Below are 22,225 nucleotides of genomic sequence, written 5' to 3' on the forward strand. Positions count from 1 at the left end.
TCCGTCAGCTCCCCTTCAGCGCAGCCCGTCCGCCAGCTTCTGGAAGTCCGCCCAGGACAGCGGCGGCCTGCCGGGGTCCCACGTCTTCTGGACCATGGCCGCGAGCGGCAGCCGGATCCCGGCCGCCACCTGTTCCTGCGTCTGCGACTGCGACAGGTCGCACCAGACGGCGAAGGTCCCGCCGAGGATCTGGTCGTCGTACTTGGCGGGCACCGGTGAGGTGCCGCGCAGGACGAGCGGGGTCCACTGCTCGTAGATGCGCTTGCCCGTCGGGTAGACGAAGGTCTGCGGCTCGCCGAGCACGTAGTAGAGGAACTCGTCGTTGTAGTTGATCACCTTCCGGCCTTCGCTCAGGTACTCGGCCGGCGGCCGCGCGCCGATCTCCTTGCCGGTCCAGTACGCGACCTGGATGTCGTCGTCCGCCTGGACCTTGCCGCCGCGGAAGATGCCGTCGTTCCAGGCGCGCACGGTCCGGTCGTGCCCGCGCATCAGCTCGGCGCGGTCGTTCAGCCAGCCGGTCGCCAGGTCGGCGATGCCCGCGCCGGATCCGAAGGTGTTCGCGGCGGCGGTGGCGAGCTGCGGGAAGGAGGCCGCCGGGTCGGACACCGTCAGGGCCTGGTACTCGTCGGCGCCGAGGTGCCAGTAGGCGCCGGGGAAGAGGCCGGCGTACTCGTTCAGCAGGTCGTCGACGATGTCCGCGGACGCCTGCTCGGAGATGTCGACCGCGCCGCGGATGGCCGTGCCCTGCGCGTTGCGCAGCTGGAGGCCGGGGTGGGCGGCGATCACCGCGCCCAGGTGTCCTGGCGAGTCGATCTCGGGGACGACGGTGATGTGGCGGCTCGCCGCCAGCGCCAGGATGCCGCGGACCTCGGCCTTGGTGAGGTGCTCCTTCGACACGATCTCCGGATGCGAGTCCGACTCGATGCGGAAGCCCTGGTCGTCGGAGAAGTGCAGGCCCAGCTGGTTGTACTTGAGGTCGCCGAGTTCGCGGATCCGGTCCTCGATCCAGCGCGCCGTGAAGTGCTTGCGGGCCGTGTCGAGCATGAATCCGCGCACCGGCTTCGCGGGCTCGTCGCGCACCACGCCCTCGGGAGCCGTACCGCCGCCGTGCACCTCCTGCTTGAGGGTGCGGGTGCCGTAGAAGACTCCGGTCTCGGTGGGCGCGGCCACGGTGACCTGCCCGTTCTTCACGGTCAGCGTGTACGACTCCGGGTTGGCGCCCTTGTCGCCCGCGGCGTTCAGGCTCAGCTGGACGTCGCCGGACCGGGGCTTGGTCCCGCCCGCGTACGACAGCTCGAGTTCCCCGGCGAGCAGCCGTCCCTCGTCCTCGAGGCCGCCGTCGTCCACCACCACGCGTCCGCTCGCCGCCGGGCGCCAGCCGGGACCGCGGGCGGGGGTGTGCTCGCGGACGGCGGGGATCGTGCGGGGGGTCTGCGACAGGGCGTAGGAGCGGGACGGGGAGGGGGAGGTCGCGGCCGGGGACACCGAGCCGCTCTCGGTGGGGGCCGCCGCCCCCGCAGGCCGGCCCTCGCCGGACGGCCAGAAGGCGACGGTCGCCGCGGTGGCGCCCGCCACCAGCACGCCCGCGGCGGCCAGCGCGCCGTTTCTGCCCAGGGGGGCCGTCCGGCTCGTCCGGGGCCGGCCGTGGGCCCGCCGCCCGCTCCCGCTCACCGCGTCACGCCCCACGCCTCGGCCACCACGGTCCACTCCACGTCACCCACCGCCTCCTACGCCTTTCCTCGTGCACCCCGTACGGCTCACTCGTACACCTTCTGCTACTCCTCCACGGTGAACCCAAGCCAACGTCTCCGCCTCCCCACCGTCCACTCGATGTGCTGAAACTTTCTCGTGCGGGTGAAATTCGGGCATCGCCCGGACAGGTCCTGACCGGCATCGATACCGTGGCAGCACTTCCGTCACCCCCGCCGAACCACGTGTGACGTCCCCACCAGGGCGCCACCGGATCCCACCGCCGAGGACCCACGCTGCCTTCGCACCGTCTCCCACGTCTCCCCGGCCCGGTCACCCTGCCGGAGCAGAAGGGCGCGGTCCCCTCCCCGGCCCGCCCGGAGCGGTTCAACGCGGCGCCCGCCGGCACCGTCGAGCACGCGCTCCTCACCTGCTGCCGCAGCGTGCGCTGGGCCAGACGGCTCACCGAGCACCGCCCCTACCCCGACCTGGGCGCGCTGCTCGCCGCGGCCGACGAGGCGGCGTACGACCTGACGCCCGCCGACCTCGCCGAGGCGCTGGCCGGGGAGTCCCTCACGGCACTCCCAAAAGGCGCGTACTCCGCCGCGCACACCGCGCTCGGCGCCGCCCACGCCGCGTACGAGAGCCGCTTCGGGCACATCTTCGTGATCTGTCTGGACGACCTCGCCCCGGACGAGGCCCTCGACCGGGTGCTCGCCGGGTTCCGCTCCCGGCTCGCCAACGACCCCGAGGAGGAGCGCGTCCTGGCGGCCGAGGAGCTCAGGCGACTCGCCCGTGGCCGGATCACGCGCCTTGTGCATCTGTTCGAAGAGGGCCCCGGCGCGGGCACCGTATGCCCGGAAACAGCCGGTTCGGGGCGACCCGATAGCCCGTACGTGCCTGTTTGATTGCCTGTTTGATCACACAGACGGGCCCGCTGTAAGCGTTCCGACAACTCGTCGCTACGATGGCCGGGGCCGGTGGACCGTACCCGGCCGGGCCCGTCCGACACAGAAGCCGGCGCGGCCCCAATCCCCGCTCCCGGAGGGTTCTTCCGTGCCGGCTGGAACGCTGTACCGCGGCCGGGAAGGAATGTGGTCCTGGGTGGCTCATCGAGTCACCGGCGTCCTCATCTTCTTCTTCCTGTTCGTACACGTCCTGGACACCGCTCTCGTCCGTGTCTCCCCCGAGGACTACGACAAGGTCGTGTCCACGTACAAGACCCCGATCGTCGCGCTGCTGGAGTACGGCCTCGTGGCCGCCATCCTCTTCCACGCGCTGAACGGCCTGCGTGTCATCGCCGTCGACTTCTGGTCGAAGGGCCCGCGCTACCAGAAGCAGATGCTCTGGTCCGTCGTCGGTATCTGGGTCGTGCTGATGGCCGGGGCTCTGTACCCGGTCCTCGGTCACGCATTCCGCGAAGTATTCGGGAGCTGACGCCGATGTCCACTGAGACCACCACCTCCGGTATCGGCCCCGTCGAGGGCGCGGGTGCTTCGCTGTACGGCGTCGACAACCCGGCTCCCCTCATCGAGGCCCCGCGCAAGCGGACCAGGAAGACCCCGAAGTCGACCCGCGGCAACTTCGAGATGTACGGCTGGCTCTTCATGCGCCTGTCCGGCATCGTCCTGGTCGTCCTGGTCCTCGGCCACCTGCTCATCCAGCTCGTCCTCGACGGCGGCGTCTCCAAGATCGGCTTCGCCTTCGTGGCGGGCCGCTGGGCGTCCCCCTGGTGGCAGGCCTGGGACCTGGCCATGCTGTGGCTCGCCATGCTGCACGGCGCCAACGGCCTGCGCACGGTCATCAACGACTACGCCGAGCGCACGACGTCCCGGCTGTGGCTCAAGGGCCTGCTCTACACCGCCACGGTGTTCACCATCCTGCTGGGCACGCTGGTGATCTTCACCTTCGACCCGAACATCCGCTAGGCACGGGGCTGCGAGAATCATGAAGATCCACAAGTACGACACCGTCATCGTCGGCGCCGGCGGCGCCGGCATGCGCGCCGCCATCGAGGCGACGAAGCGCAGCCGCACCGCCGTCCTGACGAAGCTCTACCCGACCCGCTCCCACACGGGCGCCGCGCAGGGCGGCATGGCCGCCGCGCTGGCGAACGTGGAGGAGGACAACTGGGAGTGGCACACCTTCGACACGGTCAAGGGCGGTGACTACCTGGTCGACCAGGACGCCGCCGAGATCCTGGCGAAGGAGGCCATCGACTCCGTCCTCGACCTGGAGAAGATGGGCCTGCCGTTCAACCGCACCCCGGACGGCACCATCGACCAGCGCCGCTTCGGCGGTCACTCGCGCAACCACGGCGAGGCCCCGGTCCGCCGGTCCTGCTACGCCGCGGACCGCACCGGCCACATGATCCTCCAGACGCTGTACCAGAACTGCGTCAAGGAGGGCGTGGAGTTCTACAACGAGTTCTACGTCCTCGACCAGCTGATCACCGAGGTCGACGGCGTCAAGCGCTCGGCGGGCGTGGTCGCGTACGAGCTGGCGACCGGCGAGATCCACGTCTTCCAGGCGAAGGCCGTGATCTACGCGTCCGGCGGCACCGGCAAGTTCTTCAAGGTGACGTCCAACGCGCACACCCTGACCGGTGACGGCCAGGCCGCCGTGTACCGCCGCGGGCTGCCGCTGGAGGACATGGAGTTCTTCCAGTTCCACCCGACCGGCATCTGGCGCATGGGCATCCTGCTGACGGAGGGCGCCCGCGGTGAGGGCGGCATCCTCCGCAACAAGGACGGCGAGCGCTTCATGGAGAAGTACGCGCCGGTCATGAAGGACCTCGCGTCCCGTGACGTCGTCTCGCGCTCCATCTACACGGAGATCCGTGAGGGCCGCGGCTGCGGTCCCGAGGGCGACCACGTCTACCTCGACCTCACGCACCTGCCGCCGGAGCAGCTCGACGCCAAGCTCCCGGACATCACGGAGTTCGCCCGTACGTACCTCGGCATCGAGCCCTACACGGACCCGATCCCGATCCAGCCCACCGCGCACTACGCCATGGGCGGCATCCCGACCAACGTCCGGGGTGAGGTCCTCGCGGACAACACCACGGTCGTCCCGGGTCTGTACGCCGCCGGTGAGGTCGCCTGCGTGTCGGTGCACGGCGCCAACCGCCTGGGCACCAACTCGCTGCTCGACATCAACGTCTTCGGCAAGCGGGCCGGTATCGCCGCCGCCGAGTACTCGGCCACGGCCGACTACGTCGAGCTGCCCGAGGACCCGGCGTCGCTGGTCGCCGCCCAGGTGGAGCGGCTGCGCGGCTCCACGGGCAACGAGCGGGTCTCCGACATCCGCCGGGAGCTCCAGGAGTGCATGGACGCCAACGTGATGGTGTTCCGCACGGAGCAGACGATCAAGACCGCGGTCGAGAAGATCGCCGAGCTGCGCGAGCGCTACCGGAACGTGTCGATCCAGGACAAGGGCAAGCGGTACAACACGGACCTCCTCGAGGCGGTCGAGCTGGGCAACCTGCTCGACCTGGCCGAGGTCATGGCCGTCTCCGCGCTCGCCCGCAAGGAGTCCCGCGGCGGCCACTACCGCGAGGACTACCCGAACCGCGACGACGTCAACTTCATGCGCCACACCATGGCGTACCGCGAGGTCGGCGACGACGGCACCGAGTCCATCCGTCTCGACTACAAGCCGGTCGTCCAGACCCGCTACCAGCCGATGGAGCGTAAGTACTGATGGCTACCCCGACCCTCGACAAGGCGGACAGCGCCGGCCAGCCCGAGGCGGGCTTCGCCGACTCCCCCTACATCACCGCCACCTTCCGCATCCGCCGGTACAACCCGGAGATCTCGGCCGAGGCGACCTGGGAAGACTTCCAGCTGGAGATCGACCCGAAGGAGCGTGTCCTCGACGCCCTCCACAAGATCAAGTGGGACCTCGACGGCACGCTGACGTTCCGCCGGTCCTGCGCGCACGGCATCTGCGGCTCGGACGCCATGCGGATCAACGGCAAGAACCGCCTCGCCTGCAAGACGCTGATCAAGGACATCAACCCCGGGAAGCCGATCACGGTCGAGGCCATAAAGGGCCTGACGGTGCTGAAGGACCTCGTGGTCGACATGGACCCGTTCTTCCAGGCGTACCGCGACGTGATGCCCTTCCTCATCACGAAGGACACGAACGAGCCGACGCGCGAGCGTCTGCAGTCCGCCGAGGACCGCGAGCGGTTCGACGACACGACGAAGTGCATCCTGTGCGCCGCGTGCACGTCGTCGTGCCCGGTGTTCTGGAACGACGGCCAGTACTTCGGTCCGGCCGCCATCGTCAACGCGCACCGCTTCATCTTCGACTCGCGTGACGAGGCGGGCGAGCAGCGCCTGGAGATCCTCAACGACAAGGACGGCGTGTGGCGCTGCCGCACGACGTTCAACTGCACGGACGCCTGCCCGCGCGGTATCGAGGTCACCAAGGCCATCCAGGAAGTCAAGCGCGCGCTGATCACGCGCCGCATCTGACCTTCGAGGCCGGGCCGAAGGCCCCGTTCCCTTTCTGGGAGCGGGGCCTTCGCCGTGCCCCGCCCGTGCCGTCGGGCCCTGCGCCATGCCGGTGACGGGCGGGTCGGGTTGCCGGGGGAAATACGGATGACGTTTTAGCCTGACGACATGTCAGATGACGAGTCGTACGAGCTGCTCGGTTTCGACAATGTACTGCTGCCCGTCGGCAACCTGGACGAGGCGGTGGGCTTCTACGGGCGCGCCGGGTTCCCCGTGGCCTTCCGGCTCGACGAGGCCGGGATCGCCCTGCTGAAGGTGGGCAAGGAGACGCCCGGCCTGCTGCTGCGCCTGGACGAGGAGCTGAGTCACCGCCAGCCGCCGTGGGCCACACCACGGGTGTGGCTGGAGGTGCGGGACGCGCGGGCCGCGGCCGACGCGCTCGCCGCGGCCGGCATCCAGCCCCTGGACGCGCCCTTCCCCGGGGCGACCGGCTGGACCGTGGAGATCGCCGATCCATGGGGCAACGTCATCGGCTTCACGGACTACGGCAAGCGCCCCGAACTCGCGCGCACCGCACAGCCGTAGCCCGGAGCGGCGGCGACCCCACCCTGACTTGAACATGTTCAAAACCAGGTCTACAGTCGGTCACGACAACGTTTTGAACGTGTTCAACAAGGGGTGGGGACATGGATCTCACAGTCGTCGCGTACGTCATCTACCTGCTGGTCAGCATCGCGCTGACCATCTGGGTGGCGCGCACGCTCAGCCACAACGGGCGGATCTTCCTCGCCGACGTGCTGCACGGGAACGAGAAGCTCGCCGAAGCGGTCAACCACCTCCTAGTGGTCGGCTTCTATCTGGTCAACCTCGGCTTCGTCGCGCTCTACCTGAACCAGGACGACGAGATCGCCGACGCACGCGGGGTCTTCGAGGCCCTGTCGACCAAGCTCGGCGTGGTGCTGCTGGTCCTCGGGGTCATGCATCTGGGGAACGTGTTCGTGCTGAACAGGATCCGGCGGCGGGGCGTCATGGAGCGGGAGCAGGTGCCGCCCGTCGCGCCGCAGGAGTGGGTCGCTCCCTCGGCCGGGATGTGAGCGCGGTGAACCCGACGGCCACCGCCGCCGGCCGGGACCGGGACGCCTCGCGCGTCCCGGTCCGCGGGCTCACGGTCCTGTACGACGCCCGGTGCCCGCTGTGCGCGTTCCTGCGCGACTGGCTGGTGAGGCAGCCGCAGCTGGTGCCGCTGCGGCTGGTCCCGGCGGGATCCAAGGAGGCACGGCGCCGCTTCCCCGGGCTCGACCACCGGGGCACCCTCGAGGAGATCACCGTCGTCGGGGACTCGGGACAGGTCTACCGCGGCTCCGCGGCCTGGATCGTCTGCCTGTGGGCACTGCGCGAGCACCGGCCGCTCGCCCACCGGCTGAGCACCCCGGCCGGGGCCCGTCTCGCCAGGGGAGCGATGCTGGCCGCCGCGAAGTGGCGCCGGACGCACCGGTCCGGAGCCGACGGCTGGGGCGGCCGCGCGTACTACGGCGGCGACGGGTGGACCTACGACCCGCGGGCCGGCTGGGTCTACGCCCCGCCCGCCTGTGACAGCGGTGCCCGCGCCACTCGTTAGGCTCTGTTCCCGTGCCAGCACCGAACGACAGCCCCGGACCCGACGCGGCGCCCGCCCCCGGCCCCGGCCCCGCCGAGAGCGACGGGCGGAGCTCCGCCGCGGGCGCCGACCGGAGCCCGGCCAAGAGCGAGCAGACCCGCGCCCTGATCCTGGAGACGGCCCTGCGCCTCTTCCAGGAGCGGGGGTACGACAAGACGACCATGCGGGCCATCGCCAAGGAGGCCGGGGTCTCCGTCGGCAACGCCTACTACTACTTCGCCGGCAAGGAGCACCTGATCCAGGGCTTCTACGACCGGATCGGGGTCGAGCACCAGGTGGCGGTGCGGCCCGTCTTGGAGCGGGAGAAGGACTTGGAGGCGCGGATCGCCGGAGTGCTGACGGCGTGGCTGGACGTGGCGGAGCCCTACCACGAGTTCGCGGCGCAGTTCTTCAAGAACGCGGCCGACCCGGACAGCCCGCTCAGCCCCTTCTCGCCCGAGTCGCAGGGCCCGCGCGAGGCGGCCATCGCCATGCACCGGCAGGTGCTCGCCGGTTCGAGGGCGAAGGTCCCGGAGGAGCTGCGGGAGGTGCTGCCGGAGCTGATGTGGCTGTCCCAGATGGGGCTCGTCCTGTACTGGGTGTTCGACCGCACGGAGGGCCGAGAGCGCAGCTACCGCCTCGCCGAGCGCGGGGCCCGGCTCACCACGCGGGGTGTCTCGCTGGCCCGTTTCCGGGTGCTGCGGCCGCTCGTCCACGAGGTGCACGAGCTGTTCACGGACTTCCTGCCGGGCATGACCAGGGTGCTGCCGGACCCGGCGGCCAGGGGGCGGACGGCGGAACCCGCGGGCGAGCCTCTGACGGAGTGAGGCGGCGCCCCACCGGGGACGGACACGCGGCTTCCGCGTCCCCGGCGGGGCCTCGGCGGGCTGGTGCCTGTCGTTTGGATCAGGCCGGCGTCGCGGGGTCTGATCCAAACGACAGGCCCTAGTTCACGGCGTCCACCTCGTCCGACGAGGCCAGCTCCACGTCGTGCACGAGCGGCTCGTCGGTGACCACCACGTGCCGGGCGCGGGACCCGTACGAACCGGCCGTGGCCGCCAGCAGATACGTGCCCGGGGCCGGCACCGAGACGATGTAGGAGCCGTCGGCCAGCGAGTGCACCTGGTCCAGCCGGCGCCCGCCCTTGGAGAGCAGGGTGAGGACGGCGCCGTCGACGGGCCGGCCGTCGGCGTCGCGGACCAGGCCGTGGACGACCGTCGCCGCTCCCCCGGCGGCCGGCCCGGCGGGTCCCGCCTCCTCCCGCGGCTCGACCGCCAGATGCGGCAGCCGCTTGTCGATACCGGCCGGCAGCCACCAGTTCGAGCGCCCGAGCAGATGCATGGCGGCCGGCACCAGCGCCGTACGCAGGATGAAGGCGTCCAGGGCGACCGCGGCCGCCAGCCCGATGCCCGCCATCGCGCCCTCCGTGTCACCGCTCAGCACGAAGGCGGAGAACACGCAGATCATGATCAGAGCGGCGCAGTTGATGACCCTGCTGGTCTCGGCGAGGCCGACCCGGACCGCGCGCGCGTTGTCCTTGGTGTGCACCCACTCCTCGTGCATCCGGCTGACCAGGAACACCTGGTAGTCCATCGAGAGGCCGAACAGGAGCGAGAGCATGATCACCGGCAGGAAGGACGTGATCGGGCCCTCCTTGCCGAAGCCGACGGCCTCCACGCCCCAGCCCCACTGGAAGACCGCGACCAGGACACCGAAGGATGCGGCGGCCGCGATCAGGTTCATCAGGGCCGCCGTCAGCGGGACGACGAGGGAGCGGAAGGCGACGAGCAGCAGCAGGAAGCCGAGCGCGATGATCGTCGCGACGAAGTACGGGAGCCGGTCCCCCGTCACGGCCGCGAAGTCCTTGAAGACCGCGGTCACGCCGCCGACGTACGCCTTCGTGCCGGACTCGGGGATCACCTCGTCGCGCAGCTCGTCGATGAGCTCGTCCGTCTCCTCGGACTGCGGTGACGTGCTCGGGACGACCTGGATGACGGTGATGCCGTGCGCGGGCGGCGCCGCGGCCACCTGCTCGACCCCGTCCACCGCCTCGATGGCCGACACCAGGCCGGACGCGTCGCCGCGCTCCACGACGACCTGGAGCGGCCCGTTGAAGCCGGGCCCGAAGCCCTCGGCGAGCAGGTCGTAGGCCTGGCGGGTCGTCGTCGACGTCGGCTGGTTGCCCTGGTCGCTGGTGCCCAGGCGCAGCGACAGCACGGGGATCGCCAGCGCGGCCATCACGACCACCGCCGCCAGGGCGGTGGAGCGCGGGCGCCGCTGGACGTACGCCGACCAGCGCGCCGCGAGACCGCTCGCCTGCTCCGACTCCGGTCCCTTCTCGGCCAGCCGGCGCCGCTGGCGCCGGCTGAGGACCTTCATGCCCAGCAGCCCGAGCAGCGCGGGCAGCAGGGTGACGGCCGCGAGCACGCTCAGGATGACCGTCAGCGAGGTCGCGATGACGACACCGTCCAGGAAGCGCATGTTCATCACGAGCATGCCGGCCAGGGCGATGCACACCGTGCCGCCCGCGAACAGGACCGCGCGGCCCGAGGTGTTGAGGGCGGTGACCGCCGCGTCCTCGGGGGCGGCGCCGCGCAGGATGCCGCGCCGGTGCCGGGTGACGATGAACAGCGCGTAGTCGATGCCGACGCCGAGGCCGATCAGCGAGCCGAGCAGCGAGGCGACCTCGGGTACGTCGGTGACATGGCTGAGCAGGGTCGTCGACATGAGTCCGGTGCCGACGCCCGCGATCGCGATGACGATCGGCAGCAGCATCGCGAAGAGGGCGCCGAAGGCGAGGAAGAGGACCACGGCGGCGGCCGCGATTCCGACGACCTCGGCGAAGCCGGTCGGCGGCTCCTGGATCCGGGTGATCGCCTGCCCGCCCAACTCGACCCGCAGACCGTCCCGTTCGGCGTCCTGGGCGCGGTCGACGACGTCCTGCACCAGTTCCTTCGGTACGGCGTTCGCCTGTTCCTCGAAGGTGATCTGGGCGTAGGCGATCTTCCCGTCCTCGCTGATCTGCGCCGCACCCCGGGAGCCTGCGTACGGGCCGGTGACCTGGCCGACGCCCTTCATCCTCCCGATCTCCTCGAGGGCGGGCCCGATCCGAGACCGTACGGACGCGTCCCGCACGGTGCCGTCGTCGACCTTCCAGACCACCGTGTCGGTGTCGCCCGAGCTCTGCGGGAAGGCCTTCTCCATCAGGTCGTACGCGCGCTTGGAGTCCGTGTCCGGGAGGGAGAAGACGTTCGAGTAGTCGGTCCCCGCGGCCGAACCCGCGGCACCGAGACCGAACAGGGCCCCCACCCACAGCAACAGGACCACCAGCCGGTGCCGGTAGCACCACCGTGCCAATGTCGTCACGCTCTACGCTCCTTCATCGGGTCCCCCGGGTCCTGAACCCCAGGATCCCGTCGAATGCGCGCCGGGCGACACGGCACACCCGGGACTCTCAGGGAACTCCAAAGCGGGAGCCGCCCCAACTGCCGTGTCGCGCGCGGATACTGGGGGCATGACCGGTCACGAGGGAGCGTCCGCCGGGGGCGGCGAGGGCGCGACCGTCCTCGTCGTCGAGGACGAGCCGAGCATCGCGGACGTGCTGGCGATCGCCCTGCGCTACCACCGGTTCGCGGTGATGACGGCGGGCACCGTCCGCGAGGCACTGTCCCTCGCCGAGCGCACCAGGCCCGACGCGGCGCTCCTCGACGTGATGCTGCCGGACGGCGACGGCCGTGCCCTCGGCCGTGAACTGCGCTCCCGGCGACCGGACCTGGCTCTCGTCTTCCTCACCGCCCGCGACGCGCCCGCCGAGATCGTCGGTGCGCTCGGTTTCGGCGACGACTACATCACCAAGCCGTTCAACATCGACGAGGTGATCGCCCGGATCACGGCCGTACTGCGCCGGACGCGCCCCGCGGACGTGCTGCCGCAGCGCCCGCCGCTGCGCTATGGCGACCTGGAGCTGGACGAGTCGACGTACTGCGTCCACCGCGCGGGCCGCTCCGTCGAGCTGACCCCGACCGAGTACGCGCTGCTGCGCTTCCTGGTCCGCAACGGCGGCCGGATCGTGCCGAAGGAACAACTCCTGCGGCACGTCTGGCAGTACGAGCACACACCCGCCGAGTCGACGGTCGTGGAGACCTACATCAGCTATCTGCGGCGCAAGCTCGACACCCTGGGGGCGCCCGTGATCACCACGCGGCGGGGTGTCGGATACGGGCTCGCATGAGGTTCTGGCGCCCGCGGCACGGGATCCACTCGCTGCGCGGCAAGCTCACCCTGGCGAACGTGGCACTCCTCGCCCTCGGCATCGTCATCGCCACCGCCGTGAGCCTGATGGGCATGCGGCACTATCTGCTCGACCAGGTCGACGCCGAGCTGGTCAAGACGCGTTCCTCGCTGGGCGTTTCGCAGCTCACGCTGCGGCAGATCGAGTCGCTGACCGCGCTCGCGATCGTCCGGGACCGGCTTCTCCTGCCCACCGACGACTCGCCGGACCCGGACGCGATCTTCACGGCGGTGGACCGCCGGGGCGAGGCCGTCGCCCTCGGTGGTTTTTCCCCCACCGCCGGCCAGCGCGAACTGGCCGCCGCCGTGGACGATCCGCGTGCCCTCGCGGCCGACGCCGAGCCGCGCGACGTCACCGTGCACGGCGCCGCCTACCGGGCCACGGGGGCGCGGCTGGCCGACGGCTCGTACGTCCTGTTCGCCACCTCCACCGACGGACTGCACAAAGGCGTCGAGAAGGCCCTCAAGCTCGATGTGGCCGTCGGGACGCTGCTCTTGGCGCTGCTCGCCGCCCTGACGATGATCAGCGTGAGCCGCCGGACGCGGCCGCTGGAGGCCATGGTGGAGACCTCGACGGCGATCGCCGAGGGGGACCTGACACGGCGCGTGCCCTCCAGCCACCATCCGACGCAGGAGGTCGAACAGCTGCGGCTCGCCCTCAACTCCATGCTCCACCAGGTCGAGTCGGCCCACCGGACGCGGGAGCGCAGCGCGGCCCAGCTGCGCCGTTTCGTCGGGGACGCCTCGCACGAACTGCGCACGCCGCTGTCGGCGATCCGCGGCTATCTCCAGCTGTACGACAAGGGGATGCTGCGCGCCCCCGAGGAACGCGCCCGGGCCTGGGAGCGGGTGAACGCGGAGGCCGACCGCATGAGCCGCCTGGTGGACGAACTCCTGACGCTGGCCCGCCTGGACCAGAGTCCCGAGCTGCGGTTCAGGAACGTGGACCTGAGCGCCCTGGTGCGGGACGCGGCCGAGGATCTGCGGGCCCAGCAGCCGGACCGGCCGGTGACCGTGGGCGCCGAGGGAAAGATCCTGGTGCACGCCGACGAGTCGGGGCTGCGCCAGGTGCTCGGCAACCTCGTGGGCAACGTGCGGACCCATACGCCCGCCGACGTGCCGGTGCGGATCGGGCTGGAGCGTTCGGACGGGGTCGTGCGCGTGTGTGTCGCGGACCGGGGGCCGGGGCTCGCGGACGACGACGCGGCGCGCGTCTTCGACCGCTTCTTCCGCGCGGGCGGCAACGGGGGCAGCGGCCTCGGGATGGCCATCGTGCAGGGCGTGGTGGCGGCCCACGGCGGGGAGGTGGCGGTGCGCACGGCACCCGGCGAGGGGCTGGCCGTGACGGTGACGCTGCCGACGTGCTCCCACGGGCCCCGGCCGGACCGGGAGCCGGCGGGCGGCTGACCTCACGCCCGCTTCGACGCCAGCTCCACGACCGTGATGTCGGAGGGGGCACCCACGCGGACCGGCGGTCCCCAGGCGCCCGCGCCCCGGGAGACGTAGAGCTGGGTGTCGCCGTACCGTTCGAGACCCGCGACCGTCGGGTTGGCCAGTTCGGCGACGAGGTTGCCGGGCCAGAGCTGGCCGCCGTGCGTGTGGCCGGAGAGCTGGAGGTCGACGCCGTGCTCGACGGCCTCGTGGATCTGGACCGGCTGGTGGGCGAGGAGCACGCACGCGCGTGCCGGGTCCCGGTCCCCGAGCGCCTTGCCGAAGTCGGGCCCCTGGCCCTCGCTCTCGCCCTGCACGTCGTTGACGCCCGCGAGGTCGAATCCGGCCAGCTCCGTCCGGGCGTTCTCCAGCGGGTGCAGGCCCAGTTCCCGTACCTCGCGGACCCACTCCTCGGCTCCGGAGAAGTACTCGTGGTTGCCGGTGACGAAGTAGGCGCCGTGGCGCGCGCTGAGCCGGGCCAGCGGTGCGGCGGCCGGTCCGAGGTCCTTGACGCTGCCGTCGACCAGGTCGCCGACGACGGCGATGAGGTCGGGCTGCGTGGCGTTGATCGTGTCGACGACCCGGGCGCAGAAGTCCCGGCCGAGGACGGGCCCGAGGTGGATGTCGCTGACCACGGCGATCCGGAACCCGTGCGCGGCGCGCGGCAGCCTGGCCAGCGGCACGGTGACCCGCTTGACCGCGGGCCCGCGCAGGACGCCGTACGTCCCGTATCCGACGGTCCCCACGGCGACGGCGGCCGCGGCGCCGCCCACGACCCGTGAGACGAACAGCCGCCGGGAGGGGGCGCCGCGCGCCGCGGTACCCACGCCGGCGCCACCGGGCACACCGCCGCCCTCGCACGCCGCCCCGGCGGCACCGGGCCGCGCGTCCGCGCCGGCGTCCGGGCCCTCCGCGACAGCCGGCTCCACACCGGCACCGGCACCGGCACCGGCACCGGCACCGGGGGCGCGTGCCACCCCGGTCGCGCCGGGCCGCGCGTCCACGCCGGCGTCCAGGGCCTCCGAGACAGTCGGCTCCACGCCGGCACCGGCACCGGGAAGGCCGCTACGGCCGGAGCCCGAGCGCCCGACGGCCGCGGGCTCGCCGGGCCGCCCGGCCGCGGAGCCCGTACCGGCGCCGGTCCCGGCAGGACCGGTGCGGCCGGCCCGCGGCCTCCCGGCGAGGGCCGGACCCCCGGCGCCGGACGCATCCCCGGCGTCCGCCTCCTCGGCGGGGCCCCCGCCGGGGGCCGCCCGCCGCTGCGTCGCCCGGCGCAGCAGCGGCCGGACCGGTTCGCCCGCGGCCAGCGCCAGCAGGAGGTACATCGACAGGGCCATCCACAGGAACCCCGGCCAGGCCAGCGCCCGCTGGAGCGGGAAGGGGGCCCCGCCCCGCTCGGCGGCCACCGCGGCGAACATCAGGACCGGGCCGGCGACGAACACCGCCGTGCCGGCGCGGCGGGCGGCCCCGGGACCGCGCGTGGTGTCGCGCACCAGGCGGCGCCACACGTACCAGTGCAACGCGCCGAACGCGGCCAGTACCACCAGCCCGATCAGCACCAGGACGACGACCATCACGCAGCAACCCCCGCGGTTCGCAGATCCGATGTGTTCGAACGACTCGCCCGCCGGTCGGCTACGGCGTGCGGCGCGATGCGCGCAGACCGCGCAACCCGATGGCCCCGACGATCGTCCCCAGAACAAAGGAGACGACGGCCAGAGTCAGGTGCACCCAGAAGTACGCCGTGGGGTCGCCCGCGTCGTCGAAGGCGAGCCCGCTGCCGTCCTTGACAAGGTTCTTGACGAAAGTGATCCAGATGACCCAGCTCCACACCCCGAAGGCGAGCAGGAACCAGGAGACGGGGCGGCTGAGCTTCATGAGTTCAGTATCGTCGCCGGCCGGCGGACACCGTGGCCGGGGTGGGGAGGGCGGCGGGACTTCCGGTGCGCGGCCCTGTACTTTCTCGACCGTGCCCGTCTCGAAACGGACCGCCAGGTATCGCCTGCCGGTCGCTTCCGCCACCCTGTTGTCGTTCTCGCTGTCCCTCTCCCTCGCGGCGCCCGCCTTCGCCGACGCGACCCCGAAGGCGACGCCGGCCGCCTCCACGTCCACCGAACCCGCGGACGCGCCCCCGGCGGGCATGTCGACCGTGGGCGGTGTCCGCCTCGGGCGGGCCGGGACGCAGGTGAACCTCGGCAGCGGCGCCCCGGTACTGCCCAAGGACGTGACCGCGCGCTCCTGGATCGTCGCCGACGCCGAGTCGGGTGCCGTCCTGGCCTCTCACAACGCGCACTGGAGACTGCCCCCGGCGAGCACCCTGAAGATGCTGTTCGCGGACACCGTGCTGCCGAAGTTCCCGAAGACGCGGAAGCACCGGGTCGAGGCCTCCGACCTGGCGGGCATCGGCTCGGGCTCCAGCATGGTCGGGATAAAGGAGGGCGAGACGTACTCGGTCCACGACCTGTGGCTCGGCGTCTTCCTGCGCTCCGGCAACGACGCCGTGCACGTCCTGTCCGCGATGAACGACGGCGTGGAACGGACGGTGGCCGACATGCAGGCGCACGCCGAGGAGCTCCAGGCCCTGGACACCCACGTGGTGAGCCCCGACGGCTACGACGAGAAGGGCCAGGTGTCGTCGGCGTACGACCTGACGCTGATCGCCCGGTCGGGGCTGCAGAAGAAGGACTTCCGGGAGTACTGCTCGACGGTGCGGGCGTCGTTCCCCGGCGCGACGACGAAGAACAGGAAGGGCAGGACGTCCCGCGAGTCCTTCGAGATCCAGAACACCAACCGGCTGCTGGCCGGCGACAGCGACATCGCGCCGTACCAGGGCATCGCGGGGGTCAAGAACGGCAACACGAGCAACGCGGGCGCCACCTTCACGGGTGTCGCGGAGCGCGACGGCAGGGTGCTGCTGGTCACCGTCCTGAACCCGAAGAAGGACGAGCACAACGAGGTCTACAAGGAGACCGCGCGCCTCTTCGACTGGGGCTTCAAGGCGGCCGGCAAGGTCGAGCCGGTGGGCGAACTGGTCGCGCCGAAGAACGCGGAGGCCACTGCCCAGCCGGGGGCGAACGCGTCCGGCACCCCCGAGAGCAACGCCTCCACGAAGCCGGTGGCGGCCTCCTCCGCCGGCAAGGACGGCGCGAGCGGTATGGCGACCGCGCTGGCCGTGACGGGCGGGCTGCTGGTGCTCCTCGCGGGCGCGGTGTTCCTGGTCAACCGCCGGTGGCCGGTACCGGATCTGGTGCGCCGCCGGACGCGTCGCTGAGCTCCTCGTGCTCCGCGCTGCTCGGCGTCGCCGTCCACGCGGCGCAGAACAGCACGAGCTTCGAGGTGAAGTTGATCCACAGGAGCAGTGCGACGGGCACCCCGAAAGCGCCGTACATGCTCTTCGAGGCGACGCCCTGGATGTAGCCGCTGAGCAGCAGTTTCAGCAGTTCGAACCCGACGGCGCCGATCAACGCGGCCACCACCAGCCGGCGCCGGGTCGGTTCGACGCCGGGCAGCAGGGTCAGGACGTACAGCAGGAGCAGGAAGTCGGCGAGGACGGCGACGAGGAACGCGGCGACGTGCAGCAGGACGCTGCCCCAGCCGCCCTCGTCGAGGCCGAGCCGGCCTGCCGTCCAGCCGACCAGGGCCGAGGCGAGGGTGGACGCCGCGATCGTGGCGAGGACGGCGCCGCCCAGGCCGACGAGCACCCCGCCGTCCTTCAGCTTGCGCAGGATCGGGTTCTCCTCCGCGTCGTCCAGCTCCCAGACGGCGCGCAGGCACTCCCGCATCGAGCCGACCCACCCGATGCCGGTGAACAGCAGCACGGCACCGGCGATGACTCCGACCGTGCCGGCGTTCTGCACCAGGCCGTTGATGTCGAGCTGGTCGGCGATGCCGGGGATCTGCTCGGCGATCTTGTCCTGGATCTCCTGCTGCTGCTTCGTGCTGAGCGTCGCCGCGGTGACCGCGGCGGAGACGGTGAGCAGCGGGAAGAGCGCCACGAAGCTGATGAAGGTCATCGCCGCCGCGAGCCGCGTCCACTTCACCCGGTCCAGACGCTCGTACGACCGCCACGCGTGCGTCTGCATCAGCCGCGCGACGAGCGGGCCGATTCCCGGGAGCTTCTTCAGCCAGTCCATGGTCCGCCTCTGCCCTCCTTGCGGAAGACCCATGTCCGTGTGCCCCAAAAGCGCAGGATCGTGGCGAGTGCCATGCCGACGCCCGCGCCGGAGACGGTGTCCGCACGCCGCGAGGTGAGGCCGAGGCCGTAGTGGCTGACGGCGATGCAGAGGAGCTGGACGAGGGCGCCCGCGATGTTCACCGCGAAGAAGGCGGCGTACTTGCGCAGTCCCGGGGTCCCCGTGTGCCGGTAGGTGCCGAGCGCGTTGCCCGCGTACGCCACCGAGCAGCCGGCCACGAATGAGAGCGCCTTGGCGGTCAGCGGATCGAGGCCGGCGGGTCCGCGCAGCCAGACGAAGAGACCGAGGTCGGCGGCGTAGGCGAAGACCCCGACGACGGCGAAGCCGAGCAGTTCCCGCGCGAACGACCGTTCGCGGGGGATCTCCCGTGCGGGGACGGCCGGTCCGGCGGCTGCGCCCGTTCCGTGCGCCGCGGGCTGTCCCGTGACGCTCACCAGTTGGCGACGGCGAGGCCGTACATCGCCAGCCACACCAGGGCGATCAGGGCGAGTGCGCGGTCGCGCAGGACCACGTCCTCCGGTTCGCCCGCCGTGCCCCGGTCGGCGAAGACCGCGTACCGCAGGATCGCGAGGATGAACGCGACCATCGACAGCTGCCGCCAGGGCAGCACGCTGGTGCTCGCCACTCCGCCCTCCTCCAGCGCCCACAGGCAGTAGCCGAGGACGGCGACGCCGGCGGCCAGCTGCCAGACGAAGCGGAGGTAACCGGTGGTGTACTCGGTGAGCAGCGCGCGGGTGGCGCCCGCCTTGCCTGCCATCTGCACGGCTTCGGAGTAGCGCTTGGCGGCCACCATGAACAGCGCGCCGAAACCGGTGGTGATCAGGAACCAGCGCGACAGCGGGATGCCGAGGGCCAGCCCGCCGATCATCGCGCGCATCAGGAAGCCGGTGGTGACGACGGCGAGGTCGACGACCAGGACGTGCTTGAGGCTGACGCAGTACGCCAGCTGCATGCCGAGGTAGGCGCTCAGCAGCAACGCGGTGAGCGGCGAGCACAGCCATGCGGCGACGGCCGGGGCGAGGACGCCGAGGACCCCTCCGACGGCGTACGCGAGCGGGACGGGGACCTGTCCGGCGGCGACCGGGCGGCGGCGCTTGACCGGGTGGGCGCGGTCGGCGGCGGCGTCCCGGGCGTCGTTGACCAGGTAGACGGCGGCGGCGCTGGCGGTGAACAGCACGAACACGAGCGCGAGCTGAGTGAGTGCGTGGCGGGAGAAGAGCTCGCCCGCGGCGGCCGGCGCGGCCACCACCAGGACGTTCTTCACCCACTGGCGGGGGCGTGCGGTCCTGAGCAGGCCGAGGGCGACGCCGCCGCGACGCCCGGGTGCCCGCGGGGAGGTGCTCGGGACGTCCAGGACCGCCGAGCGCTCGGTCATCGCCCCGCCTCCATCCAGCGGGCGCCCAGCCGGGCCGTCAGCGCGCCCAGGGCGGCGCCCGCGGCGACGTCGGAGGGGTAGTGGACGCCTACGACCATCCGGGAGAGGCACATCGCCGCGGCGAGCGGCGGGACCAGGCGGGCGCCGAGCGCCCCGTAGGCGACCGCGGCGGCCGTCGCCGACGTGGCGTGCGAGCTGGGGAAGGAGTGCCGGCCCGCGGTGCGGACCAGCGGCTCGACGTGCCCGGGGCGCGGGCGCCGCACCAGCCGTTTCACGCCCATGCTGGTCAGGTGCGCGGTCGCGGTCAGCGCGGTGCCGCGCAGCCAGGCGCCGCGCCGCTCCCGGTCGGCGGCCGCCCCCGCGAGTCCCGCCGCGAGCCACAGCGCGCCGTGCTCCCCGGCCCAGGACAAGGCGCGCGCGACGGCCGCAACGCGCGGATCGGTACCGCAGCCGTGGAGAGCCGACAGCAGCCGACGGTCCATGTCGTCGAGCCGACGGTCCAGGTCGTCAAGGTCGTCCATGTGATCTCACTCTTCTAGGGACCGGTCCCAGAATTACGGCAATCTTGGACGACATCCCATTAATCACCCATTTCGGTGAGGAGCCGTGAGGGCCGCTCTGATTACGGCGTTGTGCACCCATACCGGCGATACGGTCACGGGCATGCCTTCCGACACCGTCGTCGTCACGGGTTGGGGCCGCACCGCCCCGACCGCCGCCCGCCTGGTCCGCCCACGCAGCTACGGGGAGGCGGTCGCCGCCGTCCGGGAGTGCGGGACGCGCGGCGGGATCGCCCGGGGACTGGGACGGGCCTACGGGGACGCAGCGCAGAACGCGGGCGGTGCCGTGCTGGACATGACGGGCCTGGACCGGGTCCACGCCATCGACGCGACGACGACGGCCCCCGACGGCACGGTGAGCGCCACCGTCCTGTGCGACGCGGGGGTGAGCCTGCACCGGCTGATGGAGGTCCTGCTCCCGCTCGGCTGGTTCGTGCCCGTCTCGCCCGGCACCCGCTATGTGACCGTCGGCGGCGCGATCGGCGCGGACGTCCACGGCAAGAACCACCACGTGTCCGGTTCCTTCTCCCGGCACGTCCACTCCTTCGAAGTGCTCACCGCGGACGGCGAGATCCGCACGGTGAGCCGCGGCACGCCCCTCTTCGACGCCACCACCGGCGGCATGGGCCTGACCGGCGTGATCCTCACGGCGGCCGTGAGGCTCCAGCCCGTCGAGACCTCACTGATGACGGTCGACACCGAACGCGCGGACGACCTCGACGACCTGATGGCCCGGCTCACCGCCACCGACCACCGCTACCGGTACTCGGTCGCCTGGATCGACCTGCTCGCCCGGGGAGCCGCCCTGGGCCGCTCCGTGCTCACCCGCGGCGACCACGCGCCGCTGGCCGCCCTGCCCGGCCGGGCCCGCCGACGCCCCCTGGAGTTCCGCCCCGGACGCCTCCCGGCCGCTCCCTCCTTCGTACCGGAGGGACTCCTCGGCCGGACGACCGTGGGCCTCTTCAACGAGCTCTGGTACCGCAGGGCACCCCGCGCACGGACCGGTGAACTGCAGAAGATCTCCACCTTCTTCCACCCCCTCGACGGCGTCCCGCACTGGAACCGGGTCTACGGGCGCGGCGGCTTCGTGCAGTACCAGTTCGTCGTCGGCCACGGGAAGGAGGAGGCCCTGCGCCGGATCGTGCGGCGCATCTCCGAGCGCCGGTGCCCGTCCTTCCTCGCCGTGCTCAAGCGGTTCGGGGAGGGCGACCCGGGCTGGCTGTCCTTCCCCCTGCCCGGCTGGACCCTCGCCCTGGACATCCCCGCGAACCTGCCCGGCCTCGGCGCCTTCCTCGACGAGCTGGACGAGGAGGTGGCCGGGGCGGACGGGCGCGTCTACCTGGCGAAGGACTCCCGGCTGCGGCCCGAGCTGCTGGCCGGGATGTATCCGCGGCTGGCGGACTTCCGGGCGCTGCGCGCGGAACTGGACCCGCGCGGCGTCTTCACCTCGGACCTGTCCCGCCGGCTCGGCCTCTGAGCCGCGCACTGCGCCCCCCTTCCGTTCGCCTCGCTCCAGGAGTGGTCTCTCATGAAGGACGCCTTCGGCCTCCCGCAGTCCCTGCTGATCCTCGGCGGCACGTCGGAGATCGCGCTGGCCACCGCGCGCCGCCTGATCACCCGCCGTACCCGCACCGTGTGGCTCGCGGCCCGCCCCTCCCCGGCTCTGGACGGGGCGGCGGCGCACCTGCGGGACCTCGGCGCGGACGTCCGCACCGTGCCCTTCGACGCGCTGGACCCCGATTCCCACGAGACCGTGCTCGGCAAGGTCTTCGCCGAGGGCGACATCGACATGGTGCTGCTCGCCTTCGGCGTCCTGGGCAACCAGGCGCGCGACGAGAACGAGCCCGCGGCCGCGGTGCGCGTCGCGCAGACCAACTACACGGGAGCGGTCTCGGCGGGGCTGGTGAGCGCGCGGGCCCTGCAGACCCAGGGACACGGCTCGCTCGTGGTGCTCTCCTCGGTCGCCGGGGAGCGGGCCCGGCGGTCCAACTTCATCTACGGGTCGAGCAAGGCGGGACTGGACGCCTTCGCCCAGGGCCTGGGCGACGCGCTGTACGGCACGGGCGTGCACGTGATGGTCGTGCGCCCCGGGTTCGTGCGGACGCGGATGACGGCCGGACTGACCGAGGCGCCGCTGGCGACCACGCCCGAGGCGGTCGCGCTGGCCGTCGAGACGGGCCTGCGGCGGCGCTCCGAGACCGTGTGGGTCCCGGGGGCACTGCGGCTCGTGATGGCGGCGCTGCGGCACGTGCCGCGGGCGGTCTTCCGGCGGCTGCCGGTATGAGTGGCTGCCCCTCGCCGGGGTGAGGGTGGGCCCGGCCGCATCCGCGTGGGTCCCGCGGCCGCGACGCCTGCCGTCAGCGCCGTCCCGGTCCGCGGGGCGCCGCGTGGGTGCCCGTGACCGCGACGCCCGTCGTCAGTGCGCCCGCAGCGTCGTGTCCCCGTCCGCGGGGTCCCGCGTGGATGCCCGTGACCGCGACGCCCGTCGTCAGTGCGCCCGCAGCGTCGTGTCCCCGTCCGCGGGGTCCCGCGTGGATGCCCGTGACCGCGACGCCCGTCGTCAGTGCGCCCGCAGCGTCGTGTCCCCGTCC

23 protein-coding genes are annotated in these 22,225 nt (G+C 72.1%); 14 read left to right on the forward strand and 9 right to left on the reverse strand.

All coding sequences use genetic code 11. The features are described from left to right. Positions 1-15 precede the first annotated feature (15 nt). Positions 16-1,614 (reverse strand): family 20 glycosylhydrolase, encoded by a 1,599-nt coding sequence (locus AC0ZLC_RS26510; protein ID WP_476754523.1) that lies wholly within the window; start codon positions 1,612-1,614, stop codon positions 16-18. A gap of 413 nt (positions 1,615-2,027) precedes the next feature. Here AC0ZLC_RS26510 and AC0ZLC_RS26515 point away from each other — a divergent pair, with 413 nt between their 5' ends. From AC0ZLC_RS26515 to AC0ZLC_RS26555, 9 genes are all read left to right on the forward strand, one after another. Next, complete coding sequence (locus AC0ZLC_RS26515; protein ID WP_476754524.1) at positions 2,028-2,597, forward strand: 2-oxo-4-hydroxy-4-carboxy-5-ureidoimidazoline decarboxylase; 570 nt, start codon at positions 2,028-2,030, stop codon at positions 2,595-2,597. Positions 2,598-2,745: 148 nt separating this feature from the next. After that, a complete protein-coding gene (gene sdhC / locus AC0ZLC_RS26520; RefSeq protein ID WP_121405616.1) occupies positions 2,746-3,126 on the forward strand; it encodes a succinate dehydrogenase, cytochrome b556 subunit in 381 nt (126 codons plus the stop codon). A 5-nt stretch (positions 3,127-3,131) separates the two neighbouring features. Beyond that, complete coding sequence (locus AC0ZLC_RS26525) at positions 3,132-3,617, forward strand: succinate dehydrogenase hydrophobic membrane anchor subunit (protein WP_358854360.1); 486 nt, start codon at positions 3,132-3,134, stop codon at positions 3,615-3,617. A gap of 19 nt (positions 3,618-3,636) precedes the next feature. Then, positions 3,637-5,391 carry a succinate dehydrogenase flavoprotein subunit gene (gene sdhA, locus AC0ZLC_RS26530; RefSeq protein WP_358854359.1) on the forward strand — a complete coding sequence of 585 codons (1,755 nt, stop codon included), beginning with the start codon at positions 3,637-3,639 and terminating at the stop codon, positions 5,389-5,391. Then, positions 5,391-6,170, forward strand: a complete 780-nt coding sequence (locus AC0ZLC_RS26535; RefSeq protein WP_476754472.1) for a succinate dehydrogenase iron-sulfur subunit — start codon at positions 5,391-5,393, stop codon at positions 6,168-6,170. The genes sdhA and AC0ZLC_RS26535 overlap by 1 nt, the downstream gene beginning before the upstream one ends. 147 nt (positions 6,171-6,317) lie before the next feature. Then, complete coding sequence (locus tag AC0ZLC_RS26540; protein ID WP_476754473.1) at positions 6,318-6,734, forward strand: VOC family protein; 417 nt, start codon at positions 6,318-6,320, stop codon at positions 6,732-6,734. 101 nt (positions 6,735-6,835) lie between these two features. Further along, positions 6,836-7,243, forward strand: a complete 408-nt coding sequence (locus AC0ZLC_RS26545) for a hypothetical protein (RefSeq protein WP_476754474.1) — start codon at positions 6,836-6,838, stop codon at positions 7,241-7,243. Further along, complete coding sequence (locus tag AC0ZLC_RS26550; protein ID WP_476754475.1) at positions 7,240-7,767, forward strand: thiol-disulfide oxidoreductase DCC family protein; 528 nt, start codon at positions 7,240-7,242, stop codon at positions 7,765-7,767. The genes AC0ZLC_RS26545 and AC0ZLC_RS26550 overlap by 4 nt, the downstream gene beginning before the upstream one ends. A gap of 11 nt (positions 7,768-7,778) precedes the next feature. Next, positions 7,779-8,612 (forward strand): TetR/AcrR family transcriptional regulator, encoded by an 834-nt coding sequence (locus AC0ZLC_RS26555; RefSeq protein WP_476754476.1) that lies wholly within the window; start codon positions 7,779-7,781, stop codon positions 8,610-8,612. 118 nt (positions 8,613-8,730) lie between these two features. Here the strand turns inward: AC0ZLC_RS26555 and AC0ZLC_RS26560 are convergent, their stop codons facing one another. After that, positions 8,731-11,142, reverse strand: a complete 2,412-nt coding sequence (locus AC0ZLC_RS26560) for an MMPL family transporter (RefSeq protein WP_476754525.1) — start codon at positions 11,140-11,142, stop codon at positions 8,731-8,733. 157 nt (positions 11,143-11,299) lie between these two features. On the opposite strand from AC0ZLC_RS26560, the gene AC0ZLC_RS26565 reads away from it, so the two are divergent. Together AC0ZLC_RS26565 and AC0ZLC_RS26570 are read left to right on the forward strand one after the other, a co-directional pair. Further along, a complete protein-coding gene (locus AC0ZLC_RS26565; protein WP_476754477.1) occupies positions 11,300-12,016 on the forward strand; it encodes a response regulator transcription factor in 717 nt (238 codons plus the stop codon). Then, positions 12,013-13,482: a sensor histidine kinase gene (locus tag AC0ZLC_RS26570; protein ID WP_476754478.1), complete on the forward strand. Its 1,470-nt coding sequence runs from the start codon at positions 12,013-12,015 to the stop codon at positions 13,480-13,482. Before AC0ZLC_RS26565 ends, AC0ZLC_RS26570 begins: the two co-directional genes overlap by 4 nt. A gap of 2 nt (positions 13,483-13,484) precedes the next feature. On the opposite strand, the gene AC0ZLC_RS26575 is transcribed toward AC0ZLC_RS26570, so the two are convergent. Beyond that, positions 13,485-15,080, reverse strand: coding sequence for a metallophosphoesterase (locus AC0ZLC_RS26575; protein ID WP_476754526.1), 1,596 nt, complete (start codon positions 15,078-15,080; stop codon positions 13,485-13,487). A 61-nt stretch (positions 15,081-15,141) separates the two neighbouring features. Beyond that, on the reverse strand, positions 15,142-15,384 hold the full coding sequence (locus AC0ZLC_RS26580; RefSeq protein WP_476754479.1) for an SCO4848 family membrane protein: 243 nt from the start codon (positions 15,382-15,384) through the stop codon (positions 15,142-15,144). A 91-nt stretch (positions 15,385-15,475) separates the two neighbouring features. Here AC0ZLC_RS26580 and AC0ZLC_RS26585 point away from each other — a divergent pair, with 91 nt between their 5' ends. Continuing rightward, positions 15,476-16,777 (forward strand): D-alanyl-D-alanine carboxypeptidase family protein, encoded by a 1,302-nt coding sequence (locus AC0ZLC_RS26585; protein WP_476754480.1) that lies wholly within the window; start codon positions 15,476-15,478, stop codon positions 16,775-16,777. Here AC0ZLC_RS26585 and AC0ZLC_RS26590 read toward each other — a convergent pair. From AC0ZLC_RS26590 to AC0ZLC_RS26605, 4 genes are all read right to left on the reverse strand, one after another. Further along, positions 16,725-17,639 carry a YihY/virulence factor BrkB family protein gene (locus tag AC0ZLC_RS26590; RefSeq protein ID WP_476754481.1) on the reverse strand — a complete coding sequence of 305 codons (915 nt, stop codon included), beginning with the start codon at positions 17,637-17,639 and terminating at the stop codon, positions 16,725-16,727. The genes AC0ZLC_RS26585 and AC0ZLC_RS26590 overlap by 53 nt on opposite strands. Next, the gene (locus tag AC0ZLC_RS26595) at positions 17,627-18,061 is read right to left on the reverse strand and encodes a GtrA family protein (protein ID WP_476754527.1); all 435 of its coding nucleotides are present in this window, start codon (positions 18,059-18,061) and stop codon (positions 17,627-17,629) included. Before AC0ZLC_RS26595 ends, AC0ZLC_RS26590 begins: the two co-directional genes overlap by 13 nt. Before the next feature lie 68 nt (positions 18,062-18,129). Further along, positions 18,130-19,074 carry a decaprenyl-phosphate phosphoribosyltransferase gene (locus AC0ZLC_RS26600; protein ID WP_476754482.1) on the reverse strand — a complete coding sequence of 315 codons (945 nt, stop codon included), beginning with the start codon at positions 19,072-19,074 and terminating at the stop codon, positions 18,130-18,132. Beyond that, a complete protein-coding gene (locus AC0ZLC_RS26605; protein WP_476754483.1) occupies positions 19,071-19,595 on the reverse strand; it encodes a phosphatase PAP2 family protein in 525 nt (174 codons plus the stop codon). The genes AC0ZLC_RS26600 and AC0ZLC_RS26605 overlap by 4 nt, the downstream gene beginning before the upstream one ends. A 142-nt stretch (positions 19,596-19,737) precedes the next feature. Between AC0ZLC_RS26605 and AC0ZLC_RS26610 the strand changes: the two genes are divergently transcribed. Together AC0ZLC_RS26610 and AC0ZLC_RS26615 are read left to right on the forward strand one after the other, a co-directional pair. Further along, entirely contained in the window at positions 19,738-21,111 is a 1,374-nt protein-coding gene (locus AC0ZLC_RS26610; protein WP_476754484.1) for an FAD-binding protein, read from the forward strand. A 51-nt stretch (positions 21,112-21,162) separates the two neighbouring features. Then, positions 21,163-21,918 (forward strand): decaprenylphospho-beta-D-erythro-pentofuranosid-2-ulose 2-reductase, encoded by a 756-nt coding sequence (locus AC0ZLC_RS26615; protein WP_476754485.1) that lies wholly within the window; start codon positions 21,163-21,165, stop codon positions 21,916-21,918. A 73-nt stretch (positions 21,919-21,991) separates the two neighbouring features. Here AC0ZLC_RS26615 and AC0ZLC_RS26620 read toward each other — a convergent pair. Continuing rightward, positions 21,992-22,225 (reverse strand): hypothetical protein (locus tag AC0ZLC_RS26620; RefSeq protein WP_476754486.1); only part of this gene is annotated, 234 nt, incomplete at its 5' end.

This window comes from Streptomyces sp. GLSS-08, assembly GCF_056387915.1.

What these genes read in the sequence shown, in the direction of transcription:
- AC0ZLC_RS26590 (WP_476754481.1), bottom strand. Translation starts at nt 17,639, where the DNA reads ATGGACTGGCTGAAGAAGCTCCCGGGAATCGGCCCGCTCGTCGCGCGG.
- AC0ZLC_RS26525 (WP_358854360.1), top strand. Translation starts at nt 3,132, where the DNA reads ATGTCCACTGAGACCACCACCTCCGGTATCGGCCCCGTCGAGGGCGCG.
- sdhA (WP_358854359.1), top strand. Translation starts at nt 3,637, where the DNA reads ATGAAGATCCACAAGTACGACACCGTCATCGTCGGCGCCGGCGGCGCC.
- AC0ZLC_RS26535 (WP_476754472.1), top strand. Translation starts at nt 5,391, where the DNA reads ATGGCTACCCCGACCCTCGACAAGGCGGACAGCGCCGGCCAGCCCGAG.
- AC0ZLC_RS26580 (WP_476754479.1), bottom strand. Translation starts at nt 15,384, where the DNA reads ATGAAGCTCAGCCGCCCCGTCTCCTGGTTCCTGCTCGCCTTCGGGGTG.
- AC0ZLC_RS26615 (WP_476754485.1), top strand. Translation starts at nt 21,163, where the DNA reads ATGAAGGACGCCTTCGGCCTCCCGCAGTCCCTGCTGATCCTCGGCGGC.
- AC0ZLC_RS26600 (WP_476754482.1), bottom strand. Translation starts at nt 19,074, where the DNA reads ATGACCGAGCGCTCGGCGGTCCTGGACGTCCCGAGCACCTCCCCGCGG.
- AC0ZLC_RS26565 (WP_476754477.1), top strand. Translation starts at nt 11,300, where the DNA reads ATGACCGGTCACGAGGGAGCGTCCGCCGGGGGCGGCGAGGGCGCGACC.
- AC0ZLC_RS26540 (WP_476754473.1), top strand. Translation starts at nt 6,318, where the DNA reads ATGTCAGATGACGAGTCGTACGAGCTGCTCGGTTTCGACAATGTACTG.
- AC0ZLC_RS26570 (WP_476754478.1), top strand. Translation starts at nt 12,013, where the DNA reads ATGAGGTTCTGGCGCCCGCGGCACGGGATCCACTCGCTGCGCGGCAAG.
- AC0ZLC_RS26575 (WP_476754526.1), bottom strand. Translation starts at nt 15,080, where the DNA reads ATGGTCGTCGTCCTGGTGCTGATCGGGCTGGTGGTACTGGCCGCGTTC.
- AC0ZLC_RS26610 (WP_476754484.1), top strand. Translation starts at nt 19,738, where the DNA reads ATGCCTTCCGACACCGTCGTCGTCACGGGTTGGGGCCGCACCGCCCCG.
- AC0ZLC_RS26545 (WP_476754474.1), top strand. Translation starts at nt 6,836, where the DNA reads ATGGATCTCACAGTCGTCGCGTACGTCATCTACCTGCTGGTCAGCATC.
- AC0ZLC_RS26605 (WP_476754483.1), bottom strand. Translation starts at nt 19,595, where the DNA reads ATGGACGACCTTGACGACCTGGACCGTCGGCTCGACGACATGGACCGT.